Genomic DNA, 25139 nt, shown 5'->3' on the forward strand with positions numbered 1-25139 from the left:
CGTCAGGCGGCGTCGGGCAGCCGCCCGCCGGGCCGCGGCCCGTGGACCGGCGCGGCGCCGCCCCCCGGCCACCCGGCCAGCCGCAGCACCCACGCCGCCATCAGGTCCGCGGCGGCCGCGTGCGTACCGGGATCCGCCGCCGCCCCCATCGCGGCCAGCCGCGCCGGGTCCGTCAGGAGCGGCTCGATCAGCCCGGCCAGCCGGTCGCCGGTGGCCTCGCCGTCGGGGAGCAGCAGCCCCGCACCGGCGTCCGAGAGGACCCGCGCGTTGTGGGTCTGGTGGTCGTGCGGGGCGTGCGGATAGGGCACCAGCACCGCCGGTACGCCGACGGTCGCCAGCTCGGCCACCGTCGCCGAACCCGCCCGGCACACCACCACGTCGGCGGCCGCGTAGGCGAGGTCCATCCGGTCGAGGTAGCCGACCGCCGTGGCGACCCCGTCGCAGCCGTCCGCCGCCAGCCGGGCCCGTACCGCCGCCAGCGCCGCCGGGCCGGTCTTGATCAGCAGGTGCGTGCCGGGGGCGCCGCGCCACCGCCGGGCCAGCTCCACCGCCGCCTCGGTGAGCCGCGCCGCGCCCAGGCTGCCGCCGTTGAACAGCACCAGCCGCGCGTCCACGGGCACCCCGAGGGACTGCCGGGCCGAGGCCCGCAGCGCGGTCCGCGCCGCCCGGTCCAGCCCGGCCACCGCGCCCACCAGCGGCATCCCCACCGTCTCGGCGCGGGCCCCGGCCCGCGCCGACAGGTGCTCACGGCTGCGGTCGAAGGCGAGCGCCACATGCGGGGTCAGGGTGGTGGCGAACCGGTTCGCCCGGCCGGGCACCGCGTTGGACTCGTGGACGAGCGCGGGCCGCCCGGCCAGCCGGGCACCGAGGACCGCGGGCGCGCTGGGATAGCCGCCCATGCCGACCACGACCTGCGCCCGCTGCTCCTCGATCACCCGGCGCGCCTGCATCCCCGAACGCAGCAGATCGGCGGGGAGCAGGAAGCGGCGCGAGCCGAGCGACGGATCGAAGGGGATCATGTCGACCGTGTGCAGCCGGTAGCCGGCCGCGGGGATCAGCCGGGTCTCCAGCCCGCGTTCCGTCCCGATGAAGCTGATGACCGCGTCCGGCACGGCCCGGCGGACCGCGTCGGCGACCGCGAGCCCGGGATAGATGTGACCGCCGGTACCGCCCGCTCCGACGACCACCGAAAGGGTGTCGTGTGCTGTAGCCATGGCCGCAGCGTGGCGAGGCGGTCTAAGAGCCTTCTAAGACACGTTCTGCCAAGGTGGGCGGGGGAACCGGACGGTTCCCCACCGCGTCCGCCCGCCCCCGGACGCGGGCGCCCGCACCCGCGCGAGAGGCCCTCCCCGCATGCCCGCTGCCGAGCCGCCGACCGTCCTCGTCGTCGACGACGACCCCGAGGTGCGGGCCGCCGTCGTCGACGGCCTCTGCGTCGAGGGGTACGTGGTGCGCTCCGCCGCCGACGGCCTGGAGGCGCTGTCCGCCGTCGCCGCCGAGCCGCCCGCCGCGATCGTCCTCGACCTCGCCATGCCCGTGCTCGACGGCCTCGCCGTCTGCCGGCGGCTGCGCGGCCTCGGCGACCGTACGCCCGTGCTCGTACTGACCGCCCGCGACGCCGTCTCCGATCGCGTCGCGGGCCTGGACGCGGGCGCCGACGACTACCTCGTCAAACCCTTCGCCCTGGACGAGCTCTTCGCCCGGCTCCGGGCCCTGCTGCGCCGCGCGGCCCCCGCCGAACCGGCCGAGGAGAGCGAGACGCTGGTCTTCGCCGACCTCACCGTCGACCCGGCCACCCGCACCGGGGTGCGCCGCGGCCTCCCCATCGAGCTCACCCGCACCGAGTTCGCCCTGCTCGACGTGCTGATGCGGCACCCGGGGCAGGTGCTGCCGCGCGAGGTGATCCAGGAGCGGGTCTGGGGCACCGACTTCGGCACGGACTCCAACTCCCTCGCCGTCTACATCGGTTACCTCCGCCGCAAACTGGAGGCGGGCGGCGCGCCCCGGCTCGTCCACACCGTGCACGGCGTCGGCTACCGGCTGGCCGAGCAGTGAGGGCCCTGCGCAGCCGCCTCCTGGGCCGCAGACCGCTGCGGGCCCGGCTGGCGCTCGTCACCTCCGCCGCCGTCGCCGTCGTCGCCCTGGGCGTCCTCGCGGCGGCGTACGTCGTCATCCGCTACGAACTGGTCCGCCAGCTCGACCTCCAGCTCAAGCAGCAGGCCAGCCTGATCGCCGCCCAGCAGAGCCGGGAGAGCCCCACGACCGGGACGCTGTACGGGGAGTGCGCCTGGCTCGCCGCGCCCGCCTGCGCCCAGGTCGTGCGGGCCGACCCGACCGCGCACCCGGCCGGCCTGGTGCTGCCCGTGACCGGCGCCACCCGCCGCGTCGCCGCCGGCACCCTCGGCGAGTACTACAGCGACATCACCCTGGACGGCCGCGCCATGCGGATGTTCACCACCCCGGTCAAGGACGGCCGTGCCCTCCAGGTCGCGGTCCGCTCCGACACCGTCGACAAGGGCGTGCGCCAGGCCGGCCTGCTGCTCGGCGCCGTCGGCGGCGGCGGGGTGCTCCTCGCGGCGGGGCTCGGCTACTTCGCCTCCCGCACCTCCCTGCGGCCCGTCACCCGGCTCACCGCGACGGCCGAGCGCATCGCCGCCACCCGCGATCCGGCCCACCGCATCGAGCTGCCCCCTTACGAGGCGCGCCGCCAGGACGAGATCACCAGCCTCGCCACCAGCTTCAACACCATGCTCGGCGAGCTGGAGGAAGCCGTCGCCGCCCAGCGCCGCCTGGTCGCCGACGCCTCCCACGAACTGCGCACCCCGCTCACCGCGCTGCGTACCAACGCCGAACTCCTGGCCCGCGCCGAACGGCTCACCCCCGCCCAGCGCGAGCGGGCCTCCGGGGCCCTCGGCCGGCAGCTCCGCGAGGTGACGGGGCTGGTCAACGACCTCATCGAGCTCGCCCGGGACGAGGAGCCGCAGCAGCTCGTCGAACGGGTCCGGCTCGACCTGCTCGCCGAGCGCTGCGTCGGCGAGGCCCGCGGCCACTGGCCGAACACCCCCTTCGTCGCCGAGCTCACCGAGGCCACCGTCTCCGGTGTGCCCGCCCGGCTCGCCCGGCTGCTGTCCAACCTGCTCGACAACGCCGCCAAGTTCAGCCCGCCCGGCGCCATGGTCGAGGTCCGCCTGGACCGCACCGCCGACGGGCTCGACCTCACCGTCCGCGACCACGGCCCCGGGATCTCCACCGAGGACCTGCCCTACGTCTTCGACCGCTTCTACCGCTCCCGCCAGGCCCGCGCCCTGCCCGGCTCCGGCCTCGGCCTCGCCATGGGCCGCCAGATCGCCCGCGCCCACGGCGCCGAGCTGACCGCCGAACAAGCCGCGGGCGGCGGCGCGCGCTTCCGCCTCCGCTTCCCCCCGGAGTAGTGCGGCCCGCCAGGGATCGCCGAAGGCGGGAACGCGGACCCCGGAAGCGCGAACCCCGCAAACGAGAACCCCGGAAACGCCGAAGGCCCCGATCATGATGATCGGGGCCTTCGTTCTCTGAGCGGACGACGAGACTCGAACTCGCGACATCCACCTTGGCAAGGTGGTGCTCTACCAACTGAGCTACGTCCGCATCGCACCGCGCTCTCGTGCGGTGCGGGAACCACTATAGCCAACCCTGAGCGCGTGCGATGCGCGCCGCCGCATGACGGTTCTCCGCTCCCAGCTTCGCCACCGCCGCCGAGAGGTAATTCCGGACCGTCCCCGGCGTCAGCGAGGCGCGGTCCGCGATCTCCGCCACGGGCGCTCCGTCCTCGGCCAGCTCCAGCAGCTCCGCCTCCCGCGCCGTCAGCGGGGAGTCCCCGGCGCTTATCGCGTCGGCCGCCAACTCCGGGTCCACATAGCGGCTTCCCCCGTGCACCGAGCGGATGATCTCGGCCAGCCGCTGCGCCGAGACCGTCTTCGGCACGAACCCCCGCACCCCCGCCTCCAGGGCCCGCTTCAGATGCCCCGGACGCCCGTGACCAGTCACGATCATGGTCCGGCAGCCGGGCAGCTCCGCCCGCAGGGTTGTGGCCACCATCACACCGTCGGCCCCCGGCATCTGGAGATCGAGCACCGCGACATCCGGCCGGAACGTCCGCGCCATCGCCACCGCCTCCGGCCCCGACGCGGCCTCCGCGACCACCTGAAGATCGTCCTCCAGTCCCAGTAGCGCGGCCAGCGCTCCCCGGATCAGGTGCTCGTCATCCGCGAGCATGACCCGCACGGGCGGGGGAGCGGACCGACCGGGTGCCGGTGCCCCCTCGTACCGGTCCTCCGTCATGCCGCCCCTCCGCCTTCCCCGGCCGCCTCGCCCGGACCGCCCGCCCCCCGGGCCGCCCCCACGGCCACGGGCTCTCCGCGGCCTCTCCTCTCCGACGCCCCCCGTCCGACGGCCGGTTCCCCGCCGCCGGCCCTCGGCGGACCGGCGTCTCCGCCCGCCGGGTCGGCAGCCGTTCCCGGCCCCGCGTCCGTCGCCGACGCGTCCGCCGCCGGCCCCTTCGGCAGGCCCACCTTCGCCAACGGCACCTTCGCCGTGAGGCGGAACACCGCCGGCGGCCGCCGCTCCGCCGTCACCGTGCCGCCCAGGACCGCCAGCCGCTCCCCCAAGCCCCTCAGCCCCGAACCGCCCCCGGCCGCCGCACTCGACGAGACCCCCGCACTCGTCGAGGCCCCCGCCTCCGCCTCCGTCGAGGCCCCCGCCTCCGGCGCCCCGTCGTTCTCCATGACGAGCACCGCCACCCCCTCCACGATCCGCAGCCGCACCGCGCACCGCCCGGCGTCCGTGTGCCGCAGCACATTGGTCGTGGCCTCACGGACCACCCAGGCCAGCGCCGACTGCACCGGCGCCGGCAGCTGCCCGCCCGCCGTGTCGTCGATCCGGCACTCGATCCCCGCGGCGGAGAGCACCCCCCGCGCACCCACCAGCTCCGTCGGCAGATCCGCCTCGCGGTAGCCGCGCACCACCTCACGGACCTCACGCTGCGAGTCCCGGGCGATGCCCTGGACCTCGGCCATCAGCTCCAGGGCCTGGGGCGCCCCCCGCCGCCCCAGCTGCACCGCCAGCTCGCTCTTGAGCGCGATCACCGCGAGGTTGCGCCCCAGGACGTCGTGCAGATCCCGCCCGAACCGCAGCCGCTCCTCCGCCACCGCGAGCCGCGCCTTGGCGTCCCGCGCCGTCTCCAGCTCCCACATCACCCGCAGCATCCAGCCCGAGGCCCGCCCGGTGGACGCGCACCACAAGGAGATGAAGAGCACCCCCGCGGTCAGGACGCCCGCGGCCGACCAGTCCCCACCGGGCAGCAGGACCAGGAGCCCCAGGGCCAGCGCGACGACGACGCACCCCAGGACGTACCGGCGGAGCCGGACCATCAGGGTGAGCGGACCGAAGGTCGTCAGGGCGCTGTTCATCAGGAAGACCCCGACGGTCGAGGCGCCCCGCTGACCCTCCACCTGGAACGAGACCACCATGCAGACGAGCCCCGCGACGAACAGCACCCCTTGCCCGGCCACCCCCCACCACGGGGCCGGTTTGTCCCACAGATAGCGGTCGAGGGCGCGCCGGAAGACCAGGATGCCCAGGAGCCCCTGGAGGGTGCAGAGGCCGCCCAGCGCCAGCAACCACGGCCGGTCGGTGCCGTGGACCAGCATGGGGCTCAGGGCGAGCGCGGGGAGCAGAACAGGCAGCAGATACAGCGTCCACCGCGTATAGCTGTCGACCTTGGCGACCCTGCTCCGCCCGCGCCAGTCCCTCGCCCGCGTCCATATCGCCATGGGCCGCGCTCCCCCCGTCACCACGTCATCCCTCGTCCCCCAGGCTCATCGCCCTACCGCCGCGGCTCCCACCGGAACCACCGACGTACAGCAAACACGGCCAGATACGTCCAGGCCAGCGCGGTGACCAGGTGCCCCACGGTCTCGTAGGCGCTCAGTCCGCCCAGCCAGCCGCCGCGCACCAGCTCGATCACCGGGGAGAGCGGCAGCAGCTCGCAGGCATCGGCCATGACGTCCGGCATGGCCTCCAGGGGGATGAGCAGCCCCGAGCCCACCAGCGAGATCAGCAGCAGGGGAGTGGTCACCAGCTGGGCGCTCTCCACCGTCTTCGCCCAGGTCGTGGTCAGCGCGGCCAGCGCGATGGACAGCACCACTCCCAGCACCATCCCGATCAGCATCAGATCGGGGCGGGCAGGGGCCCGCAGATCCATCCAGAAGACCCCCGCCACCACCAGCACCACCATCTGGGCCACCGCGACCGCCACGGCCGGAAGCGCCGTGCCGCCCAATATCTCGGCGTCGCCCGCCTCGCCCGTGCGGAGCCGCTTGAGGACCAGCTCCTCGCGGCGGGCCACATAGGCGCTGACCAGGTTCTGATAGATGACGAAGAGCAGGATGAACCCGAAGGCGCCGGTCAGCGACGTCTCGTTGAGTGACATCCCGGTATCGCCGAGGTCCATGTCACCGATCGTGGTGCGCATCGTCCACACCATGAGCACCGGCAGCAGCAGTGCCACATACAGCGCCATCTTGTTCCGCCCGAGCAGGATCAGCTCCGCCCGGCCGAGCGCCAGCATCCGCGGCGCCGCCGTGGATATCGCCATCACTTCCCCCTCCTCGCGCCCGCACCGGCGCCCACGCTCACACCGGAGCCGGTCTCCGCGCCCGGCTCGCCCCCGCCGGCTATGGCCAGGAACGCCTCCTCCAGCGAGGCGGTCCGGGCGTCCAGCCCCTCCAGCTCTATGTCCTTCTCCCGCGCCCAGATCAGCAGCCCGGTGAGGGTCCGCTGGAGCGTGCGCGTCCGGAGCTCTATCCGCCCGTCGGACTCCTCATGGCCCTCCACCCCCAGCTCGGCCAGTGGCGGCAGATCTCCCACGAACCAGCCGACGGGCATCGCGAACCGGATCCGGGCCGGATAGGCCCCGATCACCTCGCCCGGCGCCCCGGAGGCCACGATCTCGCCCCGCCGCATGATCGCCAGGCGGTCGGCGAGGGCCTCGGCCTCTTCCAGATAGTGGGTGGTGAGGAGCACCGTGGTGCCCTCCTCGCGCAGGCGGCGCACCAACTCCCAGGTGCTGTGCCGCGCCTCGGGGTCGAGGCCCGTCGTCGGCTCGTCGAGGAAGAGGACCTCGGGGCGGCCGAGCAGCGCCAGCGCCAGGTCGAGCCGCCGGCGCTCGCCACCGGAGAGCTGCTTGATCCGCACCGACCCGCGGTCCGTGAGCCCCACCATCCCGAGGGCTTCCTCGGTGGGCCGGGCCCCCGTGGTGCAGCCGGCCCACATGCGGACGGTCTCCACGACCGTCAGATCCGAGGGGAAGCCGCCCTCCTGGAGCATCACCCCGATCCGCGGCCGCACGGCGGCGCGCTCCGCGTAAGGATCGTGGCCCAGGATCCGGGCCTCGCCCCCGCTCGGCCGCTCCAGCCCCTCCAGCAGCTCGACCGTGGAGGTCTTGCCCGCGCCGTTCGTCCCCAGCAGCGCGAAGACCTCGCCGCGCCCCACGGTGAAGGACACGCCCCGCACCGCCTCGAACCCCCCGTCGCCTTCCGGGCCGTAGCGTCGCCGCAGCCCGGACACGGCGATCACACTGTCTCCGATGTCCATGGCTCAAGGCTCCCGCCCGCGCCGCCCCGAAGGCAGTGCGGGCTGTCATGACCTCGGATGACGAATGTCATCAGGCCCCGGACGCGTCCGGGCATTCGCGACCCGAGGCACGGTGACGCGAGGCACGGTGACGCGAGGCATCCCGACCCGGGGCATCGCGACCCGAGGCACGGTGACGCCAAGCATCGCGGCCTGGGGACATCCCGAGCATCGCGGCCCGAGGCATCCCGATCCGGAAACGCCGAAGGCCCCGATCATGATGATCGGGGCCTTCGTTCTCTGAGCGGACGACGAGACTCGAACTCGCGACATCCACCTTGGCAAGGTGGTGCTCTACCAACTGAGCTACGTCCGCGTGCTTCCGACCGGCTTTCACCGGGCGGCGCGTGCATCACTCTACCTGATCCACTGACGTGGTCGGTAACGCGATGAGAGCGGGTGACAGGGATCGCACACTGCGCCTCCCCCTTGGAAAGGGGGCGCTCTACTACTGAGCTACACCCGCATGGATCGCCGGGCCCGGTCCACGGCCGTGGACCGGTAAGCGATCAGAGCGGGTGACAGGGATCGCACACTGCGCCTCCCTCTTGGAAAGAGGGCGCTCTACTACTGAGCTACACCCGCATGATCCGTCCCGTCGGGCCACAGACGTGGTCCGGAGGACGTTCAGAGCGGGTGACAGGAATCGCACACTGCGCCTCCCCCTTGGAAAGGGGGCGCTCTACTACTGAGCTACACCCGCGCTACCTGGGGGTTCTTCCGGTTTCCCGGCCTCGCCCCTCGGCGTGATCCAGACTCTAGCTGATCATCCGGGGTGCTTGGCAAGTCGGCTCAGTCCGCGGCGTTGAAGGCCTCGTAGACCCGCTTGGGGATGCGGCCCCGCGGCGGCACGTCCATGCCGTGGGAGCGGGCCCAGGCGCGGACCGCCGAGGGGTCGGGCGCCACGGAGGTGCGGCGGTAGACCTTCCCGGAGCGGGACTGCTTGCGGCCGGCCTCCAGGTACGGCTCGAGGGCGACCCGCAGTTTCTTCGCATTGGCAGTGTTGAGGTCGATCTCGTACGACTTGCCGTCGAGGCCGAAGGAAACCGTCTCCGCGGCTTCCCCGCCGTCGATGTCGTCGGAGAGTGTGACCACTACGCGCTGTGCCACGAATATCGGTCCTTTCGGGGGCGCATCGCCGAGGTGAACTGCGGTGATGCCCTGGTTCCGGTTGTTCCGGTGCAATGGTTATTCATTTGTACAACAAAGGGCAATGCGAAGTGAAGCCCAGTTAATTCTGTCCGCGTGGTGCTTGGCAATCGGGACCGTACGTTTTTCCCGGGATTTTCCCTCCGTTCTTCGGCGTCGATGCGTAAACGTGACAGGAGGCCCACCATATCTATGCGCGTAGATTTTTTGGGACTGTACTCTGGCGCTACCGCTTCAGCTCACGCACCACACCACCGGGAGTGCCAGTGGCACGCGTCGTAGTCGACGTCATGCTCAAGCCGGAGATCCTCGACCCGCAGGGCCAGGCGGTGCAGCGCGCACTGCCACGCCTGGGTTTCGAGGGGATCGCCGACGTCCGTCAGGGCAAGCGCTTTGAACTCGAGGTGGAGGGCCCGGTCGACGAGGCCGCCCTCGCCCGCATCCACGAGATGGCGGAAACGTTTCTCGCCAACACCGTGATCGAGGACTTCACCGTGAAGGTCGACGGAGAAGCCCAGTGACAGCTCGCGTAGGAGTCATCACCTTCCCCGGCACGCTGGACGACCGCGACACCCAGCGCGCCGTCCGTGTCGCCGGGCTCGAACCCGTCCCGCTGTGGCACCGCGACAAGGACCTCAAGCAGGTCGACGCCGTGGTCCTGCCCGGCGGCTTCTCCTACGGCGACTATCTGCGGGCCGGTGCCATCTCCCGCTTCTCGCCGGTGATGGAGACCGTCATCGAGCAGGCCAAGGGCGGCATGCCGGTCCTCGGCATCTGCAACGGCTTCCAGGTGCTCACCGAGTCCCACCTGCTGCCCGGCGCGATGCTGCGCAACAACCACCTGCACTTCATCTGCCGCGAGCAGAAGCTGCGCGTGGAGAACGCCGGCACCGCCTGGACCTCCGACTACGAGGCGGGCCAGGAGATCTCCATCCCGCTGAAGAACATCGACGGCCGCTACGTGGCCGACGAGCGCACCCTGGACGAGCTCGAGGCCGAGGGCCGCGTCGCCTTCCGGTACCTCGACGGCAATCCGAACGGCTCGCTCCGTGACATCGCCGGCATCACCAACGCCGCCGGCAACGTCGTCGGCCTGATGCCGCACCCCGAGCACGCCGTCGAGCCCCTCGTCGGCACCGGCCGCACGGACGGGCTCGGTTTCTTCACCTCGCTCCTGAAGAAGCTGGTCAACGCATGACTCTCGATTCCGTCAAGCACGCCGCGGAGACGCCCGACACCGGCCAGCCCTGGGCCGAACTCGGCCTGAAGCCGGACGAGTACGCGCGGATCCGCGAGATCCTCGGCCGCCGCCCCACCGGCGCCGAGCTCGCGATGTACTCGGTCATGTGGTCCGAGCACTGCTCGTACAAGTCGAGCAAGGTCCACCTCCGCCAGTTCGGTGAGAAGGCCCCCGAGAACGACGCCCTCCTCGTCGGCATCGGCGAGAACGCCGGTGTCGTCGACGTCGGCCAGGGCTACGCGGTCACCTTCAAGGTCGAGTCGCACAACCACCCCTCGTACATCGAGCCCTACCAGGGCGCGGCCACCGGCGTGGGCGGCATCGTCCGCGACATCCTCGCCATGGGCGCCCGCCCCGTCGCCGTCATGGACCCGCTGCGCTTCGGCGCCGCGGACCACCCCGACACCAAGCGCGTCCTGCCGGGCGTCGTCGCGGGCATCGGCGGCTACGGCAACTGCCTGGGCCTGCCCAACATCGGCGGCGAGGTCGTCTTCGACGCCTGCTACCAGGGAAACCCGCTGGTCAACGCCCTGTGCGTGGGCGTGATGAAGCACGAGGACATCCACCTCGCCAAGGCCTCCGGCGCCGGCAACAAGGTCATCCTCTATGGAGCCCGCACCGGCGGCGACGGCATCGGCGGCGTCTCGGTCCTCGCCTCGGAGACCTTCGACGACAGCAAGCCGACGAAGCGCCCCGCCGTCCAGGTCGGCGACCCCTTCCAGGAGAAGCTCCTCATCGAGTGCACCCTGGAGATCTTCCGCGAGGACCTCGTCGACGGCATCCAGGACCTCGGCGGCGCCGGCCTGTCCTGCGCCACCAGCGAGCTGGCCAGCGCCGGTTCCGGCGGCATGCGCGTCGAGCTGGACACCGTGCCGCTGCGCGACTCCTCCCTCTCGCCCGAGGAGATCCTCATGAGCGAGTCGCAGGAACGCATGTGCGCGGTGGTCGAGCCCGGCAAGGTCGACCGCTTTATGGAGATCTGCGAGAAGTGGGACGTCATCGCCACCGTGATCGGCGAGGTCACGGACGGCGAGCGGCTGGAGATCTTCTGGCACGGCGAGCAGATCGTGGACGTGCCCCCGCGCACGGTGGCGCACGAGGGCCCGGTCTACGAGCGCCCGTACGCCCGTCCCGACTGGCAGGACGCCCTCCAGGCCGACGACGCCGGGAAGCTGGCCCGCCCGGAGACCGCCGAGGAGCTGCGCGCGCAGGTCCTGAAGGTGATCTCCTCGCCGAACCAGGCGTCCAAGTCTTGGATCACCGACCAGTACGACCGGTTCGTACAGGGCAACACCGTCCTCGCGCAGCCGGAGGACTCCGGCATGGTCCGGATCGACGAGGACACCGACCTCGGTGTCGCCGTCGCCACGGACGGCAACGGCCGCTACGCCAAGCTCGACCCGTACGCGGGCGCCCAGCTCGCGCTCGCGGAGTCGTACCGCAACGTGGCCGCCTCCGGCGCCCGGCCGCTGGCCATCTCCAACTGCCTGAACTTCGGCTCGCCCGAGGACCCGGCGGTCATGTGGCAGTTCGCCGAGGCCACCCGCGGCCTGGCCGACGGCTGCCTGGAGCTGGGCACCCCGGTGACCGGCGGCAACGTCTCGCTCTACAACCAGACCGGCGAGACCGCCATCCACCCGACGCCCGTGGTCGCGGTGCTCGGCGTCATCGACGACGTCAACCGCCGTACGCCGATCGCCTTCTCCGACGAGGGCCACCTGCTCTACCTGCTGGGTGACACCAAGGAGGAACTGGGCGGTTCGGCCTGGTCCCAGGTGGTCCACGACCACCTGGGCGGTCTGCCGCCGGCCGTGGACCTGGGCCGGGAGAAGCTCCTGGCGGAGATCCTCATCTCGGCCTCGCGCGACGGCATGGTCGACGCGGCGCACGACCTGTCGGACGGCGGTCTGATCCAGGCCCTCGCCGAGTCGTGCCTGCGCGGCGGCAAGGGCGCCCGGATCGTCGTCCCGGACGCCATCGATCCGTTCGTCTTCCTCTTCTCCGAGTCCGCCGGCCGTGCCGTCGTCGCGGTCCCGCGCAGCGAGGAACTCCGCTTCACCGACATGTGCGGAGCGCGCGGCCTGCCCGCGACCCGCGTCGGTGTCGTGGACGGCGAAGAGATCGACGTCCAGGGCCAGTTCAGCATTCCGCTGGCCGAGCTGCGCGAGGCCCACGAGGCCACGATCCCGGCGCTGCTCGCCTGAGCCGACCGGATTCCCCGCGTCCGCCGGAGGCGGTCCACCCCCAGCAGGGGTGGGCCGCCTCCGGCTTTCCCCGCTTCCCCGTCCGGCCGCGAGTGATTGTCGACATACCGGGCCTCGTACGTCCTCGTGTGTCCTCGTACGGCCGTACGCGCGGTGGTCCGCGTCGCGGTTCTCCCGTGGCCCCGGAGTCCCTTGTGACGGAGAGCACTTCGTGGCGTACGGGTCGCCGCCCGCCGCGGCGGAATAGGGTCGGGCCATGTCTGCCGCACCGCGCACACCACGCGCCCGCCGCTACGACTCCGCCAAGACCCGTGCCGCCGTCCGCGCGCAGTTCCAGCACGTGCGCGAGGTGACGGCCGGCCTGTCCGCCGAGCAGCTGGCGCTGCCCACCCGGCTCGGCGACTGGACCGTCCGCGAGCTCGTCTCCCACATCGCCATCATCCTCGACCACGTGAGCGACACCCTGGAGAAGCCGGCGCCGCCGAAGCTGGAAGTCCCGGTCCAGGAATGGCCGTTCGCGACCCGGGCCATCGCCGGGAGGGTCGACGAGCTCGCCCATGAGATGGCGGACCGCGGCGCCGCCCCGACGGAGATCTTCGACCGGGTCGCCGAGCGGTTCGACCGGATCGTCGTGCCCGCCCCGGACGACCGGCTGCTCGCCTCCCGGGTCGGCGCGATGCGCCTGGACGACTTCCTGGTCACCCGGTGCGTCGAGCTCGTCGTGCACTCCGACGACCTGGCCGCCGCGCTGGGCGTCCACGTCCCCTTCGACCGGCAGGCCCTCGCCAACTGCACCCGCATGCTGGCCGACGCCCTCGCCCTCAAGGCGCCCGGCGGTTCGGTCGAGGTGCGCGTCCCGCCGTTCGCGGTCGTCCAGTGCGTCGAAGGCCCCAAACACACCCGGGGCACCCCGCCCAACGTGGTCGAGACCGACCCCGTCACCTGGCTCCGCCTGGCCACCGGCCGTACGGGCTGGGCCGCCGCGCTCGACGAGGCGGCCGTCTCCGCGAGCGGGGAGCGCGCGGACCTCTCCGCGCACCTTCCCGTCATGGGCTGACCGGCCGGCGAGCCCGCCGCCGGGGCCTCCCGGGACCGTCCTCGGGCGCCCCTCGGGGGCGCCCGGCGGCGGAAATGAAGGGGAAATCAGGAAAACGCCCCGGGGGGAGCGGAGCGGGAATCTGCGGAGAAATGCGGAAATGGGAGGAGGGCTCCCTCGGGACTCCCCGGGAAAGGCCCGCCGGACGTGGCGCCGTAGGCTCTCGGGATTGCGGCCGGAGTCGTCCCGGAGGCCCTGTGCGAAGAACCGCGGAGGGCGTTCGGGCAGCGATCCTGAAGGTGATTGCCTGTACCCGTCAAGTGGCTGTCCGTGGTGTGAGCCATTCTTAGTCGTCCCCGGTTCGGATGAACGTCGGACCTGCAATAGACTCATACACGTGCCTCGTGGTGACGGACGACTCAACCACGACCTGCTCCCCGGTGAGAAGGGCCCCCAGGACGCTTGCGGCGTCTTCGGTGTCTGGGCTCCGGGTGAAGAGGTCGCCAAACTCACCTATTTCGGGCTGTATGCGCTGCAGCACCGTGGACAGGAGTCCGCGGGCATCGCGGTGAGCAACGGCTCCCAGATCCTCGTCTTCAAGGACATGGGACTGGTCTCCCAGGTCTTCGACGAAACCTCCCTGGGTTCCCTCCAGGGACATATCGCGGTCGGACACGCCCGCTACTCCACCACCGGAGCCTCGGTGTGGGAGAACGCCCAGCCGACCTTCAGGGCGACGGCCAACGGCTCGATCGCGCTCGGTCACAACGGCAACCTGGTCAATACGGCCCAGCTCGCCGAGATGGTCGCGGCGCTCCCCAGGGAGAACGGCCGTGCCACCCAGGTCGCGGCGACCAATGACACCGACCTGGTCACGGCCCTGCTCGCGGGCCAGACCGACGAGGACGGCAAGCCGCTGACGATCGAGGAAGCGGCCACCAAGGTCCTCCCGGACGTCCAGGGCGCCTTCTCCCTCGTCTTCATGGACGAACACACCTTGTACGCCGCCCGCGACCCGCAGGGCATCCGCCCGCTGGTCCTGGGGCGTCTGGAGCGCGGCTGGGTGGTGGCCTCCGAGACCGCCGCCCTGGACATCTGCGGCGCCTCCTTCGTCCGTGAGGTCGAGCCCGGCGAGCTCGTCGCCATCGACGAGAACGGCCTGCGGACCTCCCGTTTCGCCGAGGCCCGGCCCAAGGGCTGTGTCTTCGAGTACGTCTACCTCGCGCGCCCCGACACCGACATCGCGGGCCGCAACGTCTACCTCTCCCGGGTGGAGATGGGCCGCCGGCTCGCCGCCGAGGCCCCGGTCGAAGCCGACCTGGTGATACCGACCCCGGAGTCCGGCACCCCCGCCGCCGTGGGTTACGCGGAGGCCAGCGGCATCCCGTACGGCACCGGCCTGGTCAAGAACTCCTACGTCGGCCGTACCTTCATCCAGCCGAGCCAGACCATCCGCCAGCTGGGCATCCGCCTCAAGCTCAACCCGCTGCGGGACGTCATCCAGGGCAAGCGCCTGGTCGTCGTCGACGATTCCATCGTCCGCGGCAACACCCAGCGGGCGCTGGTGCGGATGCTGCGCGAGGCCGGCGCGGCCGAGGTGCACGTCCGGATCTCGTCCCCGCCGGTGAAGTGGCCGTGCTTCTTCGGCATCGACTTCGCCACCCGGGCGGAGCTGATCGCCAACGGCATGTCGGTCGAGGAGATCGGCAAGTCGCTGGGCGCGGACTCCCTGGCGTACATCTCCCTCGACGGGATGATCGAGGCGACCACCATCGCCAAGCCGAACCTGTGCCGCGCGTGCTTCGACGGTGAGTACCCCATGCCGCTCCCCGACCCCGAGCTCCTCGGCAAGCAGCTTCTGGAGACCGAGCTGGCCGGTGGCACGGACGCCGCCGACGCCCTCCGTCGCCCGTAACGCCCCCGTAGTACCGAACGACACGAAAGATCTCAAACTGATGTCTGAGACCACTGGTGCCAGCTACGCAAGCGCGGGCGTCGACATCGAGGCGGGCGACCGCGCCGTGGACCTGATGAAGGAGTGGGTGAAGAAGGCCACCCGCCCCGAGGTCGTCGGCGGGCTCGGCGGCTTCGCCGGGCTCTTCGACGCGAGCGCCCTCAAGCGCTACGAGCGTCCGCTGCTGGCCTCCGCCACGGACGGCGTCGGCACGAAGGTGGACATCGCCCGCCGCATGGGTGTCTACGACACCATCGGCCACGACCTCGTCGGCATGGTCGTCGACGACCTGGTCGTCTGCGGTGCCGAGCCGCTCTTCATGACCGACTACATCTGTGTCGGCAAGGTCTACCCGGAGCGGGTCGCCGCGATCGTCAAGGGCATCGCCGAGGGCTGTGTCCTCGCGGGCTGCGCGCTGGTCGGCGGCGAGACCGCCGAGCACCCCGGGCTGCTCGCCGCGGACGACTTCGACGTGGCCGGCGCCGGTACGGGCGTCGTGGAGGCCGACCGGGTGCTGGGCGCGGAGCGCATCCGCGAGGGCGACGCCGTCATCGCGATGGCCTCGTCCGGACTTCACTCGAACGGGTACTCGCTGGTCCGCCATGTGCTCTTCGACCGGGCCGGCTGGGAGCTGGACCGTGAGGTCCCGGAGTTCGGCCGGACCCTCGGCGAGGAGCTGCTGGAGCCCACCAAGATCTACTCGCTGGACTGTCTGGCGCTCACCCGGACGGCCGATGTGCACGCCTTCTCGCACATCACCGGCGGTGGACTGGCCAACAACCTGGCCCGGGTGATGCCGGAGGGTCTGCACGCGACGGTCGACCGCTCGACGTGGACGCCGGGCCCGGTCTTCGACCTGGTCGGCCGGCTGGGCGGGGTCGCGCGCCCGGAGCTGGAGAAGACGCTCAACATGGGCGTCGGCATGATCGCGGTCGTACCGCAGGAGTCCGTGGACGTGGCGCTGGCGACCTTCGCGGACCGGGGCGTGGAGTCCTGGGTCGCGGGCGAGATCACCGAGCGCGGCGACCGCGCCGAGGCCGTGACGCTGACCGGTGACCACCACGCCGGCTGATCGCCTCCGGGCAGCACAGAACCCGGTCCGAGGTGAAGCCTCGGACCGGGCCGGTGAGAGTTACAGCGTCAAGCGCGGCGACGATATGTCGAGGAGTGGTCGGGCGCTTGCTCGTCCTCGTCCTCATCGTTGTAACGATCCGCGTACTGAGCGTACGGATCGTCCTCCAGCTCATCGTCCTTTTCGAGCGGCTCGCTGTTCGGCGGCTGCTTCGTCGGCGATGCGCCCAGCTCATTGGCCAGACGTGAGAGGTCGGTCCCGCCGCTGTTGTACTTCAGCTGGCGGGCGACCTTTGTCTGCTTGGCCTTGGCCCGGCCGCGCCCCATGGCTCGACCCCCTCAGTGACGGGGCTCGACGGCCCCAGAGTCTTGACACGCGTTCACGTTCATGAGTCAGAGCGGACCCTCGGGGAGGATCCGGCCTGTAGGGCTTCAACGGTACCTGCTTCCGCGGCCATACGGTACGTCGCCCGCATGACGTGCCACGCAGCACAACCCGAGGGGAGCCCCGTCCCCGCTGGTCAGCAGCGATTTTAACGTGTCTCGAGCGCCGACCCGCCGATGAGGTGGTGAGGGATCTCTCGCACTTCCGCCATGGCGGCCCGTCTGTAGGGAACGCTGTGCGGGTACCGAGCGTGCGACCGGGCCACCCTTTGTGAACGGGCGCCGGCCGGTCTCGGATGACCGGCGCCCGACAGAGGGAGCGGAACGGTTCAGCCGGTCAGCGCACCGGTACGCGCCTCCGCCATCCGCTGCTCGGCGAGCCGGTCCGCGGCAGCCGCCGGAGGGATACCGTCCGCCTTCGCCCGGTCGAATATGGCCAGAGTCGTGTCGAAAATCTTGGTCGCCTTGGCCTTGGCGCGATCGAAGTCGAAACCGTGCAGCTCATCGGCAACCTGGATCACCCCACCGGCGTTCACCACGTAGTCCGGGGCGTAGAGGATGCCCCGGTCGGCGAGGTCCTTCTCGACGCCCGGGTGGGCCAGCTGGTTGTTGGCCGCGCCGCAGACCACGGTGGCGGTGAGCGCCGCCACGGTGTCGTCGTCCAGCGCGCCGCCGAGGGCGCACGGGGCGTAGACGTCGAGCGGGGTGCGGACGAGCACGTCGGCATCGGTCACGGCGGTCACCCGGGGGTGCCGGGCGATGATCCGCTCGACGGCCTCCGCGCGCACATCGGTGATCACGACCTCCGCGCCGTCCTCGATCAGGTGCTCGACCAGGTGGTGGCCGACCTTCCCGACCCCCGCGACGCCGACCCGGCGCCCGCGCAGCGTCGGCTCGCCCCACTGGGTCCGCGCGGCGGCGCGCATGCCCTGGAACACCCCGAAGGCCGTAAGGACGGAGGAGTCGCCCGCGCCGCCGTTCTCGGGGGAGCGGCCGGTGGTCCAGGGGTTCTCCCGGGCGACGACGTCCATGTCCTGTACGTACGTGCCGACGTCGCACGCGGTGACATAGCGCCCGCCGAGGGAGGCGACGAAACGACCGTAGGCGAGCAGCAGTTGTTCGGTCTTGATCTCATCGGGGTTCCCGATGATCACAGCCTTGCCGCCGCCGTGGTCGAGCCCCGCGAGCGCGTTCTTGTACGACATGCCGCGGGAGAGGTTGAGGGCGTCCAGGACCGCGGCCTCGTCCGAGGCGTAGGGGTAGAAGCGGGTGCCGCCGAGGGCCGGGCCCAGAGCGGTGGAATGGAGGGCGATCACGGCCTTGAGGCCGCTCTCGCGGTCCTGGCAGAGGACGACCTGCTCATGGCCGCCCTGGTCGGACCGGAACAAAGTGTGCAGCACGCCGTCAGCTTCTGGGGGTACCCCCTGCACGGAGTGCTTGGGGGAGGGACGTACGTCAGCCACTGTGGTGACTCCATATGTCGCGGAGGTCGCCCTCCGGGGGTGGTGGAGGGCCGGTTGGCACGAGGGTAAGACCTGCCGGCCCGGGGGACCGGTCCCGTGCCGAGGATCACTCTCCCGAGGTGCCGCGCCATGGGACGATTTGGACAGTACGGGGAGGGCTCGGCAACTCCCTGGAGTGTCCTCCGGTTTGAGGGAGCGAGCGTGGGATCGGCGTCGTCGGTGACTGTCCCGTACGCGGCATATCTGCGGGTCTATGAACCTCTGGGCGCATTCCCGGAACCGGAACGCGGCCACTGGGAGCGCTACGCCCGGCGCGAGAACCTCCCGGGCGCGCAGGACGAGCTCCGCCGCTCGCTCGCGGACCTGCTGCCCACCCCGCCGGTGCCGGTCCCGGTGCACGAGAGCGGTGACGCCTTCGTGGCGCTCCTCGACGGCGTCCTGTGCGTCTGCCCCTGGCGGACCCGGCTGCGGGGCTGGCTCGCGCTGGAGGAGCTCGCCGAGCGGCTGCCCGCGCCGGTGCTGGACGCCGCGCTTCCACCGGTGGTCCGCCGCCAGGCGGAGGCGGACTACGAGCACTGGCTGGAGCGCAACCCCGACGCCCGGCCGTGGATCCGCACGGCGACCTGGCAGGTGCCGCTGCGCTGGTTCGTCCTCTTCGCGGACGAGGAGCGGGAGTACGGCAAGGGGGAGGGCCCCGGCGAGGAGCTGGTGCTGCGCTACCGCACGCCCATGGTCGAGGCCCGGCGCCGGGTGGCCCGCGGGCTGCGCACGCTCAAGGACGCGATCGACGAGGGGCCGCTGATCGACGGCCTGGTGGACGTGGGGCGCTGGCTGGAGGAGTTCCATCCGCGCTCCCTGGTCGAGCTGGACTACGGCGGCCTGGTGCATATGGTGCCGGAGGCGGACCTCGCGGAGGACCATTCCGCGGGCGACACGGCCGAGGGGCTGGCGGCGCTGCGCGCGGGGGACGGCGCGCGGGCGGGCGAGGCGTACGAGCGGCTGACGGAGCGTTGGAGCGCGGTGCGGAACCGCCAGTACGCGAACTGAAGTCCCATAGCGGTGTCCGGAGAGATTCCCGAGGGCTCCTGTGGCGCCGGTGACAGGACCTAGGTCCCGATCCGGGCCAATGAGGCAACCGTGACCTAACGCACTTACGTTAGGTCTTGCGCCCATCGCCCAGCCTCGTGGCAAAATAGGACAAGGAGTCCGGGAAGGGCTCCTTCCGTCCAACTTCGGGTGGATAGATCGGTATTGCACTCCTTGACGGGTCTGGTGACCCCTGATCCCGCTGTGACTGATCGTCACGGTGGCGTGACTGTCCGCTATGGCATGGTCCATCGGCTTCCGTCGAGGTTGAACACCTGAGAGGGCAATTCCATCGGTTTGGCCGACGTGGCTGGACGGATGGTGTAGTTGTAGTGCCGAGGACAAGCCGTTCGTCCTATAACCGACTCGGCCCGCGTCCGCCATTTCGGGCAACGTGGGTCAAGGTGCAGAATTTAGAGGAAAGAACCGACTCCATGTCTGGTTCTCCCGAGGAGGCCGCTCATGACCGCTCGCACCCCTGATGCCGAGCCGCTGCTGACCCCGGCTGAGGTTGCCACGATGTTCCGCGTGGACCCGAAGACGGTCACCCGCTGGGCCAAGGCAGGCAAGCTCACGTCCATCCGCACGCTCGGAGGACACCGCCGTTACCGCGAAGCGGAGGTCCGCGCCCTGCTGGCGGGCATTCCGCAGCAGCGCAGCGAGGCCTGAACAACAGCCTGACGCACTGCCGGGCACTTTCCGGGGCCCCCAACCCGGATCGCCGCCCGAACCAGCTCCACCCGCTTCACCTGCTTCACAGCGACCGGGGGCCTGCCCCAACAGGTTCCTTGCCCACCGACTTGGGCTAGTCGTCGATCGCGCTGGACTCCGCCGGGTCCAGCGCGATCTTTTTTATGCCCGGCCGGCCTCCGCCGGATCCCCGCCGAGCGCTCCCCTGGCGCCCCGCCGGGCCGGCGCCGGAGCCCCGCCGAACCCTTTCGGGTGGAGTGCAATTGCACATATTAAATTGACCCGTTGTAGGGAGGGGGTAAGTTCCATCACTCTGGAAACTCTTTCGGTGACTCCCGTCACAGCGCAACCCGCTTGTCACTCACCGTGTCGGTGCGGTAAAGAAGCGCGCGGGTTACCGGAACATGAGAGTCCGGCCTCCAGACTGCCACCCGACTGCCGCCGCGGCGCCCGCCGTTGGTCACCCGGTGCGGGGACTTTCGTCCCGGGCCGGCCCGGCCGCGGGGGCGGCCCCGGGCCCGGCGTCCGGGGCCTCGTCGGAGGTCTTCGCCTGATGGCTCCCCGCCGCCTCCTGGGCGAGCCGCAGCAGCCGGTGGCACACCGCGCAGTGTCGGGTCAGATGGCGGTAGCCCGAGGCGGCCGAGAGGTGGGCGCGCAGAAGCGCCCTCGTCTCGTGCCGGATGGCCTCGGTCCGCTTCGGCTCGGTCGTGCGGGTGGTCGTCGTCATGGAGCGCAGCACCTCCACTGTCTGGGTACCCCTGGCACGTGTCCCAGTCAAGGTCGGATGCAAGAAGGCCCGGATCCCTCGAAAGGGATCCGGGCCTTCAAACAATGCGGTCCTGACGGGATTTGAACCCGCGGCCTCCACCTTGACAGGGTGGCGAGCACTCCAAACTGCTCCACAGGACCTTGCTTCGCTTTCCCGCTCTCGCGGTGCTGCGAAACAGACTCTACAGCAGGTCAGGGGGTGCAGTCGAACCCGATCCGGACCCGCACCGGAACAGGCCCGGAGCGAACCCGGAACGGGCTCCGGGACTACGGGGCCAGCTGGTCGATCGCCTTCACGATCCGCTTGTCCGACACCGGGTGCGCCGTGCCGAGCGCGTGCGCGAAGTAGCTGACCCGCAGCTCCTCGATCATCCAGCGGATGTCCAGGGCCTCCTGGGGCACCGGGCGACCCTTGGGGAACTGCTCCAGCAGCCAGGCGTGCTCGTCCCGCATCTCCTTGACCTTGGCCATCCGGGCCCGGTCACGGTCCACGTTGGTCGGCAGCTGCGTCAGCCGCCGGTCGACGGCCACCAGATAGCGCAGCACGTCCGGCAGCCTGCGGACGCCGTGCGCGGTGACGAACCCCGGCCCGACGAGCTCGGTCAGCTGCTCCCGCACATCCGCGACGGACGGCACCAGCGGCAGCGACGTGGACAGCGGCGGACTCTTCAGCCGGCGCTCGCACGACTGCCAGGCGGCCAGCACCTCCTGCACCTTGCGGATGGTGTCCAGCGTCGCGTCGACGATGTCGGCCCGCACGGCGTCGAACAGCTTGCGGAAGGACTCCTCGTCCCACGCGGGGCCGCCGCGCGCCGCGATCAGCTTGTCGGCCGCTGCCGAGACGCAGTCGTCGAAGAGCGCCGGGATGGACCCGTGCGGATTCGCCGACAGGGCGAGCTTCTGCTGGTTGCTGAGCTTGTCCTGGGCGAACTTCGCGGGGTTGGAGGGGAGATTGAGCAGGATGAGTCGGCGGGTGCCCCGCCACATCGCCTGCCGCTGCTCCGCCTCGGTGTCGAAGAGCCGCACGGCCACCGAAGCGCCCTCGTCGACCAGCGCCGGGTACGCCTTGACGGGCTGGCCCGCCCGGCGGGTCTCGAAGGTGCGCGGCAGCGTCCCGATGGTCCACCGGGTGAGCCCGGAGCGCTGCTCCGGACCACGGGGACCGCCGCCGCTCTCGGCCGCGGCCTCCGACGCCTGCTCGAACGCCTTGGTGATCGCGGCCTGCGTCTTCGGCTTGAGCCTCAGTCGCAGCGCTTCCAGGTCCTTGTCCTCGGCGATCTTCCGCTTGCGCTCGTCGACGATCCGGAAAGTGATCTTCAGGTGGTCGGGGACCTTGCCGGGGTCGAAGTCCTCCGGCTCCATCCGGACGCCCACCATCCGCTGGAGCTCACGGGTCAGTGTGGTGACGAGCGGCTCCTGGAGCGGCACGGCCCGGTCCAGGAACGCCTTGGCGTAGTTCGGCGCCGGGACGTAGTTCCGGCGGATCGGCTTGGGCAGCGAGCGGATCAGCTCCGTCACCAGGTCCTCGCGCAGCCCCGGGATCTGCCAGTCGAAGCCCTCGGCCGAGACCTGGTTGAGCACCTGGAGCGGGATGTGGACGGTCACGCCGTCCGCGTCCGCGCCCGGCTCGAACTGATACGTCACCCGGAACTTCAGCCGGCCCTGCCGCCAGGAATCCGGATAGTCGTCCTTGGTGACCGCCTCGGCGTTCTCGTTGATGAGCATGGAGTGCTCGAAATTGAGCAGCTCCGGCTCTTCCCGCCGTTTGTGCTTCCACCACGAGTCGAAGTGCGCCCCCGAGACCACATGGTCGGGCAGCCGCTGGTCGTAGAAGTCGAAGAGCGTCTCGTCGTCCACCAGGATGTCGCGGCGGCGGGCCCGGTGCTCCAGCTCCTCCACCTCGCCGAGCAGCTTGCGGTTGTCGTGGAAGAACTGGTGATGCGTCCGCCAGTCGCCCTCGACCAGGGCATTGCGGATGAACAGCTCACGGCTGGTCTCCGGGTCGATCCGCCCGTAATTGACCTTCCGCTGGGCCACGATCGGCACGCCGTAGAGCGTCACCCGCTCGTACGCCATCACGGCCGCCTGCTTCTGCTCCCAGTGCGGCTCGCTGTAATTGCGCTTCACCAGGTGCTGGGCGAGCGGCTCGATCCATTCCGGCTCGACCTTGGCGTTGACCCGCGCCCACAGCCGGGACGTCTCCACCAGCTCCGCCGCCATCACCCAGCGCGGCTGCTTGCGGAACAGCGCCGAACCGGGGAAGACCGCGAATTTCGCGCTGCGGGCACCGAGGTACTCGTTCTTCTCGGTGTCCTTCAGGCCGATGTGCGAGAGCAGGCCGGACAGCAGCGACTGGTGCACCCGGTCCTCCGGGGCGTCCTCCTCCGCCAGATGGACGCCCATCTGCTTGGCGACCGTACGCAGCTGGGAGTAGATGTCCTGCCATTCGCGTATCCGCAGATAGTTCAGGAACTCCGACTTGCACATGCGCCGGAAGGCCGAGGACGACAGCGCCTTCTGCTGCTCGCGCACATAACGCCAGAGATTGAGGAAGGCGAGGAAATCGCTCGTCTCGTCCTTGAACCGGGCGTGGTGCTGATCGGCCTGCGCCTGCTTCTCCGAGGGCCGCTCGCGGGGGTCCTGGATGGAGAGCGCGGAGGCGATCACCATCACCTCGCGGACGCAGCCGTTCCGGTCGGCCTCCAGGACCATACGGGCCAGCCGGGGGTCCACCGGCAGCTGGGCGAGCTTGCGGCCCAGCTGTGTGAGCCGCTTCTTCGGGTCCTTCTGCTGGGGGTCGAGCGCGCCGAGCTCGACGAGCAGATCGACGCCGTCCTTGATGTTGCGGCGGTCCGGCGGGTCGATGAAGGGGAACTTCTCGATGTCGCCGAGACCGGCCGCGGTCATCTGGAGGATGACGGACGCCAGATTCGTCCGGAGGATCTCCGCGTCCGTGAATTCCGGCCGGGCGAGGAAATCGTCCTCGGAGTACAGCCGGATGCAGATGCCGTCGCTCGTACGGCCGCAGCGGCCCTTGCGCTGATTGGCGCTGGCCTGCGAGACCGCCTCGATCGGCAGCCGCTGCACCTTGGTGCGGTGGCTGTAGCGGGAGATCCGGGCGAAGCCGGGGTCGATCACATAGCGGATGCCCGGCACGGTCAGGGATGTCTCCGCGACGTTCGTCGCGAGGACGACACGGCGGCCCGTGTGCCGCTGGAAGACGCGGTGCTGCTCGGCGTGGGACAGCCGGGCGTACAGCGGCAGGATCTCGGTGGTCTGCGCGACGGCGCCCCCGGCGCGGCCGAACTTCTTCTCCAGGGCGTCCGCGGTGTCCCGGATCTCCCGCTCACCCGAGAGGAAGACGAGTATGTCGCCGTCGCCCTCGCGCTGGAGCTCGTCCACCGCGTCGCAGATCGCGGTGATCTGATCGCGGTCGGAGTCCTCGGAGTCCTCCTCCAGCAGCGGCCGGTAGCGCACCTCGACCGGATACGTACGCCCGCTGACCTCGATGATCGGGGCGTCGCCGAAGTGCCGGGAGAAGCGCTCCGGGTCGATCGTCGCCGAGGTGATGACGACCTTGAGATCGGGGCGGCGGGGGAGCAGCTGGGCCAGGTAGCCCAGGATGAAGTCGATGTTGAGGCTGCGCTCGTGGGCCTCGTCGATGATGATCGTGTCGTACTGGCGCAGCTCGCGGTCGGTCTGGAGCTCGGCCAGCAGGATGCCGTCCGTCATCAGCTTGACGAGCGTGTCGCCGCCCACCTGGTCGGTGAAACGGACCTTCCAGCCCACCGCCCCGCCCAGCGGCGTCCGCATCTCCTCGGCGACCCGCTCCGCGACCGTGCGGGCCGCGATCCGGCGCGGCTGGGTGTGGCCGATCAGGCCCCGCACGCCCCGGCCGAGCTCCAGACAGATCTTGGGGATCTGGGTGGTCTTGCCGGAGCCGGTCTCACCCGCGACGATCACGACCTGGTGGTCGCGGATCGCCTCGAGGATCTCGTCCTTCTTCTGGCTGACCGGCAGCTGTTCGGGGTAGGTGATCGGGGGCACGGCGGCCCGGCGCGCCGTGACGCGCAGCTCGGCGGCGTCGATGTCGGCCGAGATCTCTGCCAGTACGGCCGTACGGGCCTCTGGCTTGCGGATGCGGCGCGCACCGTCGAGCCGGCGGCCCAGGCGCTGCGCGTCGTGCGGCGTCAGCTCGGGCAGGCGGGCGGCGAGGCCGGCGAAGGTGGCGGAGGCAGGCTGCGTAGACATACGAGGTCCAGGATCGCACCAGCCGCCGGGAAGCGGCGAACGCATTTCCCGGGGCAAACCACTGAGCCCCCCGTCCGAGGACGAGGGGCTCACGCTGTGGCTGGGGCCGGGGTCGAACCGGCGACCTTCCGCTTTTCAGGCGGACGCTCGTACCAACTGAGCTACCCAGCCACGC

20 protein-coding genes and 7 tRNA genes are annotated in these 25139 nt (G+C 71.0%); 10 read left to right on the forward strand and 17 right to left on the reverse strand.

Going from position 1 to position 25139, the window contains the following annotated elements:
* Positions 1–2: 2 nt before the first annotated feature.
* Positions 3–1214 (reverse strand): UDP-N-acetylglucosamine--N-acetylmuramyl-(pentapeptide) pyrophosphoryl-undecaprenol N-acetylglucosamine transferase, encoded by a 1212-nt coding sequence (locus tag LUZ64_RS12710; RefSeq protein ID WP_095579992.1) that lies wholly within the window; start codon positions 1212–1214, stop codon positions 3–5.
* A gap of 139 nt (positions 1215–1353) precedes the next feature.
* Between LUZ64_RS12710 and LUZ64_RS12715 the strand changes: the two genes are divergently transcribed.
* Both LUZ64_RS12715 and LUZ64_RS12720 read left to right on the forward strand, forming a co-directional pair.
* A complete protein-coding gene (locus LUZ64_RS12715; protein WP_095579994.1) occupies positions 1354–2055 on the forward strand; it encodes a response regulator transcription factor in 702 nt (233 codons plus the stop codon).
* Positions 2052–3431, forward strand: coding sequence for a sensor histidine kinase (locus LUZ64_RS12720; protein ID WP_232389877.1), 1380 nt, complete (start codon positions 2052–2054; stop codon positions 3429–3431). Before LUZ64_RS12715 ends, LUZ64_RS12720 begins: the two co-directional genes overlap by 4 nt.
* A gap of 120 nt (positions 3432–3551) precedes the next feature.
* On the opposite strand, the gene LUZ64_RS12725 is transcribed toward LUZ64_RS12720, so the two are convergent.
* The 10 genes from LUZ64_RS12725 to LUZ64_RS12770 form a co-directional block, all read right to left on the reverse strand.
* A tRNA-Gly gene (locus tag LUZ64_RS12725) sits at positions 3552–3624 on the reverse strand.
* 33 nt (positions 3625–3657) lie between these two features.
* The gene (locus tag LUZ64_RS12730; protein WP_095579996.1) at positions 3658–4317 is read right to left on the reverse strand and encodes a response regulator transcription factor; all 660 of its coding nucleotides are present in this window, start codon (positions 4315–4317) and stop codon (positions 3658–3660) included.
* Positions 4314–5807 (reverse strand): sensor histidine kinase, encoded by a 1494-nt coding sequence (locus tag LUZ64_RS12735; RefSeq protein ID WP_232389876.1) that lies wholly within the window; start codon positions 5805–5807, stop codon positions 4314–4316. Before LUZ64_RS12735 ends, LUZ64_RS12730 begins: the two co-directional genes overlap by 4 nt.
* Before the next feature lie 53 nt (positions 5808–5860).
* Positions 5861–6631, reverse strand: a complete 771-nt coding sequence (locus tag LUZ64_RS12740) for an ABC transporter permease (protein WP_095579575.1) — start codon at positions 6629–6631, stop codon at positions 5861–5863.
* Complete coding sequence (locus LUZ64_RS12745; protein ID WP_095579576.1) at positions 6631–7629, reverse strand: ABC transporter ATP-binding protein; 999 nt, start codon at positions 7627–7629, stop codon at positions 6631–6633. Before LUZ64_RS12745 ends, LUZ64_RS12740 begins: the two co-directional genes overlap by 1 nt.
* A gap of 282 nt (positions 7630–7911) precedes the next feature.
* Positions 7912–7984 (reverse strand) — tRNA-Gly (locus tag LUZ64_RS12750).
* A 78-nt stretch (positions 7985–8062) separates the two neighbouring features.
* Positions 8063–8134, reverse strand: a tRNA-Gly gene (locus LUZ64_RS12755).
* A gap of 47 nt (positions 8135–8181) precedes the next feature.
* Positions 8182–8253 (reverse strand) — tRNA-Gly (locus tag LUZ64_RS12760).
* Between the two features lie 46 nt (positions 8254–8299).
* Positions 8300–8371: transfer RNA gene (locus LUZ64_RS12765), tRNA-Gly, on the reverse strand.
* 89 nt (positions 8372–8460) lie between these two features.
* The gene (locus LUZ64_RS12770) at positions 8461–8778 is read right to left on the reverse strand and encodes a histone-like nucleoid-structuring protein Lsr2 (RefSeq protein ID WP_087927414.1); all 318 of its coding nucleotides are present in this window, start codon (positions 8776–8778) and stop codon (positions 8461–8463) included.
* Between the two features lie 305 nt (positions 8779–9083).
* Here LUZ64_RS12770 and purS point away from each other — a divergent pair, with 305 nt between their 5' ends.
* The 6 genes from purS to purM all read left to right on the forward strand — a co-directional run bounded on the left by purS (position 9084) and on the right by purM (position 16323).
* Positions 9084–9338 carry a phosphoribosylformylglycinamidine synthase subunit PurS gene (purS, locus tag LUZ64_RS12775; protein ID WP_095579577.1) on the forward strand — a complete coding sequence of 85 codons (255 nt, stop codon included), beginning with the start codon at positions 9084–9086 and terminating at the stop codon, positions 9336–9338.
* Positions 9335–10015: a phosphoribosylformylglycinamidine synthase subunit PurQ gene (gene purQ / locus LUZ64_RS12780; protein WP_095579578.1), complete on the forward strand. Its 681-nt coding sequence runs from the start codon at positions 9335–9337 to the stop codon at positions 10013–10015. Before purS ends, purQ begins: the two co-directional genes overlap by 4 nt.
* A complete protein-coding gene (gene purL / locus LUZ64_RS12785; protein WP_095579579.1) occupies positions 10012–12261 on the forward strand; it encodes a phosphoribosylformylglycinamidine synthase subunit PurL in 2250 nt (749 codons plus the stop codon). Before purQ ends, purL begins: the two co-directional genes overlap by 4 nt.
* Before the next feature lie 256 nt (positions 12262–12517).
* Positions 12518–13318 carry a maleylpyruvate isomerase family mycothiol-dependent enzyme gene (locus LUZ64_RS12790; protein ID WP_095579580.1) on the forward strand — a complete coding sequence of 267 codons (801 nt, stop codon included), beginning with the start codon at positions 12518–12520 and terminating at the stop codon, positions 13316–13318.
* Between the two features lie 376 nt (positions 13319–13694).
* Positions 13695–15212 (forward strand): amidophosphoribosyltransferase, encoded by a 1518-nt coding sequence (gene purF, locus LUZ64_RS12795; protein WP_087927419.1) that lies wholly within the window; start codon positions 13695–13697, stop codon positions 15210–15212.
* A 40-nt stretch (positions 15213–15252) separates the two neighbouring features.
* A complete protein-coding gene (gene purM, locus LUZ64_RS12800; protein WP_095579581.1) occupies positions 15253–16323 on the forward strand; it encodes a phosphoribosylformylglycinamidine cyclo-ligase in 1071 nt (356 codons plus the stop codon).
* 68 nt (positions 16324–16391) lie between these two features.
* On the opposite strand, the gene LUZ64_RS12805 is transcribed toward purM, so the two are convergent.
* Both LUZ64_RS12805 and LUZ64_RS12810 read right to left on the reverse strand, forming a co-directional pair.
* A complete protein-coding gene (locus LUZ64_RS12805) occupies positions 16392–16649 on the reverse strand; it encodes a DUF3073 domain-containing protein (protein WP_087927421.1) in 258 nt (85 codons plus the stop codon).
* Positions 16650–17035: 386 nt separating this feature from the next.
* A complete protein-coding gene (locus LUZ64_RS12810; protein ID WP_372471955.1) occupies positions 17036–18169 on the reverse strand; it encodes a Leu/Phe/Val dehydrogenase in 1134 nt (377 codons plus the stop codon).
* Positions 18170–18370: 201 nt separating this feature from the next.
* Between LUZ64_RS12810 and LUZ64_RS12815 the strand changes: the two genes are divergently transcribed.
* Both LUZ64_RS12815 and bldC read left to right on the forward strand, forming a co-directional pair.
* The gene (locus LUZ64_RS12815; RefSeq protein WP_095579582.1) at positions 18371–19216 is read left to right on the forward strand and encodes a DUF8083 family protein; all 846 of its coding nucleotides are present in this window, start codon (positions 18371–18373) and stop codon (positions 19214–19216) included.
* Between the two features lie 501 nt (positions 19217–19717).
* Complete coding sequence (gene bldC / locus LUZ64_RS12820) at positions 19718–19924, forward strand: developmental transcriptional regulator BldC (RefSeq protein ID WP_003949541.1); 207 nt, start codon at positions 19718–19720, stop codon at positions 19922–19924.
* Between the two features lie 481 nt (positions 19925–20405).
* Here the strand turns inward: bldC and LUZ64_RS12825 are convergent, their stop codons facing one another.
* From LUZ64_RS12825 to LUZ64_RS12840, 4 genes are all read right to left on the reverse strand, one after another.
* Positions 20406–20672: a DUF6274 family protein gene (locus tag LUZ64_RS12825; RefSeq protein WP_095579586.1), complete on the reverse strand. Its 267-nt coding sequence runs from the start codon at positions 20670–20672 to the stop codon at positions 20406–20408.
* 107 nt (positions 20673–20779) lie between these two features.
* Positions 20780–20854, reverse strand: a tRNA-Asp gene (locus LUZ64_RS12830).
* A 126-nt stretch (positions 20855–20980) separates the two neighbouring features.
* Positions 20981–24964, reverse strand: a complete 3984-nt coding sequence (gene hrpA / locus LUZ64_RS12835) for an ATP-dependent RNA helicase HrpA (RefSeq protein ID WP_095579583.1) — start codon at positions 24962–24964, stop codon at positions 20981–20983.
* Between the two features lie 97 nt (positions 24965–25061).
* Positions 25062–25135: transfer RNA gene (locus tag LUZ64_RS12840), tRNA-Phe, on the reverse strand.
* Positions 25136–25139 lie beyond the last annotated feature (4 nt).

It is taken from the genome of Streptomyces albireticuli (assembly GCF_021228125.1).
Lineage (GTDB): Bacteria > Actinomycetota > Actinomycetes > Streptomycetales > Streptomycetaceae > Streptomyces > Streptomyces albireticuli.

Bases quoted from the DNA above. Each gene is read 5' to 3' on its own strand.
- purM (WP_095579581.1), top strand. From the start codon at position 15,253: ATGTCTGAGACCACTGGTGCCAGCTACGCAAGCGCGGGCGTCGACATC.
- LUZ64_RS12710 (WP_095579992.1), bottom strand. From the start codon at position 1,214: ATGGCTACAGCACACGACACCCTTTCGGTGGTCGTCGGAGCGGGCGGT.
- LUZ64_RS12730 (WP_095579996.1), bottom strand. From the start codon at position 4,317: ATGACGGAGGACCGGTACGAGGGGGCACCGGCACCCGGTCGGTCCGCT.
- LUZ64_RS12735 (WP_232389876.1), bottom strand. From the start codon at position 5,807: ATGGCGATATGGACGCGGGCGAGGGACTGGCGCGGGCGGAGCAGGGTC.
- LUZ64_RS12715 (WP_095579994.1), top strand. From the start codon at position 1,354: ATGCCCGCTGCCGAGCCGCCGACCGTCCTCGTCGTCGACGACGACCCC.
- bldC (WP_003949541.1), top strand. From the start codon at position 19,718: ATGACCGCTCGCACCCCTGATGCCGAGCCGCTGCTGACCCCGGCTGAG.
- LUZ64_RS12805 (WP_087927421.1), bottom strand. From the start codon at position 16,649: ATGGGGCGCGGCCGGGCCAAGGCCAAGCAGACAAAGGTCGCCCGCCAG.
- purL (WP_095579579.1), top strand. From the start codon at position 10,012: ATGACTCTCGATTCCGTCAAGCACGCCGCGGAGACGCCCGACACCGGC.
- LUZ64_RS12745 (WP_095579576.1), bottom strand. From the start codon at position 7,629: ATGGACATCGGAGACAGTGTGATCGCCGTGTCCGGGCTGCGGCGACGC.
- LUZ64_RS12790 (WP_095579580.1), top strand. From the start codon at position 12,518: ATGTCTGCCGCACCGCGCACACCACGCGCCCGCCGCTACGACTCCGCC.
- LUZ64_RS12825 (WP_095579586.1), bottom strand. From the start codon at position 20,672: ATGACGACGACCACCCGCACGACCGAGCCGAAGCGGACCGAGGCCATC.
- hrpA (WP_095579583.1), bottom strand. From the start codon at position 24,964: ATGTCTACGCAGCCTGCCTCCGCCACCTTCGCCGGCCTCGCCGCCCGC.
- LUZ64_RS12740 (WP_095579575.1), bottom strand. From the start codon at position 6,631: ATGGCGATATCCACGGCGGCGCCGCGGATGCTGGCGCTCGGCCGGGCG.